Source organism: Streptomyces sp. NPDC059853 (assembly GCF_042731495.1).
In the GTDB taxonomy this organism is placed as follows: domain Bacteria; phylum Actinomycetota; class Actinomycetes; order Streptomycetales; family Streptomycetaceae; genus Streptomyces.
Window position 1 is genome coordinate 1 of sequence record NZ_JBHWJL010000368.1, and the last position, 4,532, is coordinate 4,532.

3 protein-coding genes and 1 pseudogene are annotated in these 4,532 nt (G+C 74.7%); 3 read left to right on the forward strand and 1 reads right to left on the reverse strand.

The features are described 5' to 3' along the window. Positions 1-201 (forward strand): annotated as a pseudogene (locus tag ACFV5N_RS25035) (hypothetical protein); the annotation flags it as partial. 305 nt (positions 202-506) lie between these two features. Here ACFV5N_RS25035 and ACFV5N_RS25040 read toward each other — a convergent pair. Continuing rightward, the gene (locus ACFV5N_RS25040; protein WP_385603991.1) at positions 507-1,439 is read right to left on the reverse strand and encodes a peptidoglycan-binding protein; all 933 of its coding nucleotides are present in this window, start codon (positions 1,437-1,439) and stop codon (positions 507-509) included. A 192-nt stretch (positions 1,440-1,631) separates the two neighbouring features. Between ACFV5N_RS25040 and ACFV5N_RS25045 the strand changes: the two genes are divergently transcribed. Continuing rightward, positions 1,632-3,668 (forward strand): MDR family MFS transporter, encoded by a 2,037-nt coding sequence (locus ACFV5N_RS25045; RefSeq protein WP_385603994.1) that lies wholly within the window; start codon positions 1,632-1,634, stop codon positions 3,666-3,668. Positions 3,669-3,867: 199 nt separating this feature from the next. Then, a partial coding sequence (locus tag ACFV5N_RS25050) for an HAD-IA family hydrolase (protein ID WP_385603997.1) occupies positions 3,868-4,532 on the forward strand: 665 nt, incomplete at its 3' end.

A 4,532-nucleotide genomic window follows, 5' to 3' on the forward strand; every position in this document is an offset into this window, starting at 1 on the left:
GGGCTGCTGTGCGGCAACAGCGACTACCCGGCCACCGGCTCCGGCGAGCCGGTGGCCGCGGCCGAGGAGGGTGAGGCGGCCGGTGACGGCGCCTCATTCCTGCCGACGATCGCGACGCTGACGGCGGTGGCGCTGCTGGCCGTGGCCGCGCTGTGGCACAACCGGCGCCGACGCGGCAACGGCGCGGCCGGCGCCGCCTGACCCGGGCGGCCGGGCGCCGTGGCCCGGTGGGCCCCACGGACCAACGGTGCACGGTCGACGACGGGCGCGCCCCGGTCCGGCCGTGTCCGGCCGACACCCGTACCCCCCGTCCGGCCCCCGGCCCGCGGCCGGGCGGCCGGTTCCCGGGAGGACCGGGCCACCGGCCGCGATCGCCGGCCCGCGCCTCCTGATGGTGCTCGCCGCCCGTCGCCCGCTGGTCGTGATCGCCGGTCCGCACCCGGCCGCCGGTACCGGGCACCGCGTCACCGCCCCCGCGCAGCGGCCGCCTCGCCGGCGTGGCCGCCCTACAGCCGCGTGTGGTGTTCCAGCGCCAGCCGCGTGTTCACCCCGTACACGCCCCACTCATCGCCCTGCACCCCGTACGCCACCTGGAAGCGGGCCACCGCGTCCCGGGTGCGTTCGTCGAACGTGCCGTGGGCCGTGCCGTCGTAGACCCAGCCCAGTTGGAGCAGCCGCTGCTGGAGTTCGGTGACCGCGGGGCCGCTGTCGCCCTCGCGCAGGACGCCGCCGGGCGGGTCGGGGGACGGCAGCGGCTCGGTGGGCGTGGTCTCGCCGGGGTCCTCCGGGTCCCCGGGGTCCTCCTCGGCCGGGGGCGGGGGCGGTTCGGCGGGCGGCGGGGTGCTCGGTTCGGCCGGGGGCGGGGGCTGGGTCACGGAGACGGCGTCCGGTTCCGGTTCCCGCTCCTGCTCGCTCTCCGCGCCGCCCGCCGCCTCCCCGCCGGTGCCGTCGTTCCGCACCGCGGGTGAGGGGGCGGGGGGCGGCCCGTACTCCGGACGTTCGCCGCCGTCCGGCAGCACGCTGCCGCCGTCCGGGAGGGGGTCGCCGTCCGGGAGGGAGATGGTCGGGCCGTCCAGGCTCTTGTCCAGGACCTCGTTGGTGCGGCCCTGACCGCCCATCAGCGAGGCGGCGAGCGCCGTACAGCCCACCACGGCCGCCGCCATGGCCCCTCCGGCCGCCGCAGCCGCCCGGGTGCGCTGTTTGGGTTTGCGGTGCTGGCCGGTACGGCTCTCGGGCGTCGCCTGGAGGGGCACCCGGAGCAGCTGCCGCTGGGTGCGGGGTGGGGAGTCGGCCGAAAACAGCGCCACGTCGGCCGGATCCGGGCCGGTGGCGGAGAGCGGTACGGGACGTGACAGCGAGTGCGTGAGGCAGGTGCAGGCGGGCTCCCCGCTGGGCTCCGCCGGGCGTCCGCATATCAGGCAGTCGGCGTCCTGGGACATCGCGCCACCCTTCCCCGGTCGATTGGCAGCGATTATGCACCACCCGAACGAGTGATGCCCGGCTCTCACTCAACAAGCCAGCCCCCGCATTACCAGACAAGATGGTGCAGAACGAATCGAACATCGTAGCTGTCCGTGACCCGCAGGCATATGTCCGTGCCCAAAACCGGACCCCAGGAGGCGACGCCCCGTATGACGGCGCAGCCCGCGACCCCGCCCCAGCCGCCGCCCTCACCCGCACCGGGTGCCCGCTCGCGCGCGGCGCTGTGGCTCTCGCTCGGCACCCTGATGCTCGGCCTGTTCCTGGCCGCCCTCGACCAGACGATCGTCGCCACCGCGCTGCCCACCATCGTCAGCGACCTCGGCGGCCTCAACCACCTCTCCTGGGTGGTGACCGCCTATCTCCTCGCCTCCACCGCCGGCACCCCGCTGTGGGGCAAGCTCGGCGACCAGTGGGGCCGCAAGAAGCTCTTCCAGCTGGCCATCGTGATCTTCCTGGCCGGCTCGGCGCTGTGCGGCCTCGCCCAGAACATGGGGGAGCTCATCGCCTTCCGCTTCCTCCAGGGCCTGGGCGGCGGCGGCCTGATCGCCCTGTCGATGGCGATCGTCGGCGATCTCGTCCCGCCCCGCGACCGGGGCCGCTACCAGGGTCTGTTCGGCGCGGTCTTCGGGGCCACCAGCGTGCTGGGGCCGCTGCTGGGCGGGCTGTTCGTGGACCACCTCTCCTGGCGCTGGGTCTTCTACATCAATGTGCCCATCGGCGCCGTCGCCCTCGGTGTGATCGCCGCCGTCCTGCACATCCCGGCCCGCCGTCGGCGCCACACCATCGACTACGCGGGCACCGCCCTGATCGCGGCGGTCGCCACCTGTCTGGTGCTGATCGCCTCGCTCGGCGGCTCCACCTGGGCCTGGCTGTCCTGGGAGATCGCCGCAGTGGCGGTACTGGGCCTCGTGTGCCTGGTGCTGTTCGTCCGCGTCGAACGCCGCGCCGCCGAGCCGGTGCTGCCGCTGTCCCTCTTCTCCCTCCGCACCTTCTCGCTGTGCTGCGGGATCGCGTTCATCGTCGGTTTCGCGATGTTCGGGGCGATCACCTATCTGCCCACCTTCCTCCAGGTGGTGCACGGCATCTCGCCGACCCTCTCCGGGGTGCATCTGCTGCCGATGGTGCTGGGGCTGCTGTTCACCTCCACCCTGTCCGGGCAGCTGATCAGCCACACCGGCCGCTGGAAGATCTACCCGGTGATCGGCACGGCGGTCACCGCGCTCGGGCTGGTCCTGCTGCACAGCCTCAGCCCGGTCAGCGGCACCTGGCAGATGAGCCTGTACTTCCTGGTGTTCGGCATGGGCATCGGCGGAGTGCTCCAGGTGATGGTGCTCGCGGTGCAGAACGCGGTGGGGTACGAGAACCTGGGCGTGGGCACCTCGGGCGTGACGTTCTTCCGCTCGATCGGCGCCGCGTTCGGGGTGGCCGTCTTCGGCACCATCTTCACCCGGCTGCTGACCGACAAGCTCGCCGCCGACCTGCGCGGGGTCACGCTGCCGCCCGGCGTCAGCCAGGACTCCCTGCTGCACGATCCGCGCGGCATCGCGCTGCTGCCGGGGCCACTGCGCGCGGATGTCCTGCACTCCTACTCCTCCGCCATCACCAGCGTCTTCCTGTACGGGGTGCCGGTGATCGCGGTCGGTTTCGTGCTCGCCCTGCTGCTGCGCGAGGAGCCGCTGCGGCGCAGCGTGCAGGCGCCGGACGCGGCGCAGACGGTGCCGCCCACGCCGGTGGCGCGCTCCTCGCGCGACGAGTGCATCCGGGCGCTGTCCCGGCTGGGCAGCTACGCGGGCAGGCGCGAGGTGTACCAGCACGTGGCCCGGCGCGCGGACGTCGGCCTGGAACCGGCGGCCTGCTGGCTGCTGCTGCGCATCCACCGGGACGGGGCGGCGCGGCCCGCGCTGCTGGCCGACCGGCACGGGGTCCCGGTGGAGGTGATCACCCGGGCGGCGCGCACCCTGGAGGAGCGCGGCGAGGCCGAACGGGAGGGGCTGACGCTGTACGCCACCGAGCGGGGGCGGGCCACCACCCGGCTGCTGGTGCGGGCGCAGGAGGAGGAGCTGGCGTCGCTGCTGGGTGACTGGTGGGCGCCGGGCCGGCCGCACGACCTGGACGAGCTGGTGCGGGAGCTGTCCGCCGACCTGGGGGCGGCGAACGGTGACTGGCCGGGAGACGGCCATCGGTGACGGGGGGCCGGATGGGGCTGGCGGGGACCGCCCCCGTTTTGTATCGTAGGAGAACAAAGTGGTTCCGCCCGCTCCCCGACCGTGCGGGCGGGGCCACTGGGTTGTGTGCTGCCCATGTCGCGCCGGCCCGGCGGCGCCGGACGTCCCGCGCCGACCCCTTTCCGCCGCCGCTCGCCGCCTGCCCCCTGGAGCCACCGCCATGCCCACCGCCATGCCCACCGTACTGACCACCCGCGGCCTGCTGCTCGACATGGACGGCACCCTGGTCGACTCGGACGCGGTGGTGGAACGGCTGTGGCGGGCCTGGGGCGCGGCGCACGGCGTGCCCGCCGAACGCGTGCTCGCGGTCGTCCACGGGCGGCAGGGCTACGCCACCATGGCCGAACTCCTGCCGGAGCGGCCGATGGAGGAGAACTACGCCGACAACGCCCGGATGCTGGCCGAGGAGACCCGGGACGTCGAGGGCGTCGTCGCCATCCCGGGCGCGCGGCGGTTCCTGACCGCCCTGGAGACCGGCACCCTGCCGTACGCCCTGGTCACCTCGGCCGATCTGGCGCTGGCCACCGCCCGGATGACGGCCGCCGGACTGCGGCTGCCGGACATCCGGATCACCGCCGAGTCGGTCGGCGCCAGCAAGCCCGACCCGGAGGGCTTCCTCAAGGGCGCCGCCGCGCTCGGCCTGGAACCCGCCGACTGTGTCGCCTTCGAGGACTCGGCGGCCGGGATCACCGCCGCGCTCGGCGCCGGGATGCGGGTCGTCGGGATCGGGCCCCGCGCCGCCGCCCTCGGTCCGACCGTCGCCGTCCCCACCCTGGAGCACGTGACGGTCACCCCGGCGGCCGGCGGCGCCGGCCTGACCCTGAC